Annotated in this window: 3 protein-coding genes; all 3 read right to left on the minus strand. The window is 57.6% G+C overall.

Annotated elements, in window-relative coordinates:
- Positions 1–712, minus strand: a 712-nt coding sequence (locus tag AC1D1P_RS23125) for a UDP-3-O-(3-hydroxymyristoyl)glucosamine N-acyltransferase (RefSeq protein WP_477674605.1), incomplete at its 3' end; no start/stop codon positions are given.
- Positions 713–760: 48 nt separating this feature from the next.
- Complete coding sequence (locus AC1D1P_RS23130) at positions 761–1,267, minus strand: OmpH/Skp family outer membrane protein (RefSeq protein WP_477669255.1); 507 nt, start codon at positions 1,265–1,267, stop codon at positions 761–763.
- On the minus strand, positions 1,267–1,481 hold a 215-nt coding region (locus tag AC1D1P_RS23135; RefSeq protein ID WP_477674606.1), incomplete at its 5' end, for a BamA/TamA family outer membrane protein. The genes AC1D1P_RS23135 and AC1D1P_RS23130, both read right to left, overlap by 1 nt.

Raw genomic sequence — 1,481 nt, forward strand, 5'->3', positions numbered from 1 at the left:
GCTTCACACCGTCTTCCAGCACCGTATCCTGCAGCGCACCGCGGTCAATGCAGGTGTTGGCACCGATCTCGACATCATTGCCGATCTGCACACCACCAAGTYGCTCGATCTTCACCCACTGTCCCTGGTGCGACGCAAAGCCAAAACCATCAGCGCCGATCACCGCGCCGGAGTGCACGATACAGCGCTCCCCCACGCGGCAGCCGTCGGCCACGGTCACGCGCGCCGACAACCGGGTGTTCGCACCGATTTGCACATGCCGCCCGACGACGCAATGCTCCGCAATCCGCGCATCCGTGCCAATCACCGCGCCTTGGCCAATGCAGGCAAATGCACCGATCGAAACGCCGGACGCCACAGTGGCAGAGGGATCGATATAGGCACTGGGATGAATGTGCGGAACCACCTGCGGGGAATGCCACCGCTTCCAGAGTTGAGTGACCAACGCAAAAGCGTGGTAGGGATCGTCTGTCACGATGCAGGCGCCACGCTTGACTGCGGCCTCGCGCGCGGCGGGCGCCACAATGACGCAGACAGCCTCGGACTGCGCGAGCTTGGACAAGTATTTGGGGTGGCTGAGGAAACTCAGGTCCGCTGGACCGGCAGCCTCCAACGTAGAGAGCCGCTCTATCTGCAGGCCGGGGTCGCCGACCAGTTCGACCTGTACTGCACCGGCCAGGGATTCAACGATATCGGCAAGACGGAGTGTCACACTGCGCCTGCCATTTTCACGATGGTGATCGTGGTGAACACCCCGCAATCAACGGGCAGCGTTCAACGCCTTGATCACCTTGTCGGTGATGTCATGCTTGGGATTGACATAGACCGATTCCTGGAGAATCAGGTCGTACTTTTCCGTCTCAGCCAGCGTCTTCACAACCTTGTTCGCACGTTCGATGACCTGCTGGAGTTCTTCATTCTTGCGGGTGTTCAGGTCTTCCTGGAATTCACGGCGCTTGCGCTGGAAGTCCCGATCCTGGTCAACAAGCTGCTTTTGCCGTGAAACGCGCTGACTCTCCGCAAGCGTCGGGGCTTCACGCTCAAATTTGTCGGAGAGTGTTTTCAGCTGGGTCGCCAGATCGTTCAGCTCTTTTTCACGCTTGCTGAATTCCTGCTCAAGTTTGGTCTGGGCGGCTTTCGCGGAATTGGCCTCCCGGAAAATCCGGTCCAGATTGACAATCCCGACCTTGAACTCCTGCGCACTTGCGGAGAACCCCGCCAGTGCAATGGCAACGCCCAGGAAAATTTTGATTGAAAAATGCTTCATTAGAAAGATGTACCAATTTGGAATTGCAACCGCTCTATTCTATCGCCTGGCATTTTGCGCAGCGGCGTCGCAATAGCGATGCGCAAGGGACCCACTGGGGAAATCCAGCTGATACCAATACCTGTGGAAGCCCGCAAGTCATTTACCCGAAAACGCTCATTTTCACCAAAAACATTGCCTGCGTCCACAAACCCATAGAGGCGCAGGGTACGGT

This window comes from Polaromonas sp. P1_E1_2, from assembly GCF_056406035.1.

Bases quoted from the DNA above. Each gene is read 5' to 3' on its own strand.
- AC1D1P_RS23130 (WP_477669255.1), bottom strand. From the start codon at position 1,267: ATGAAGCATTTTTCAATCAAAATTTTCCTGGGCGTTGCCATTGCACTG.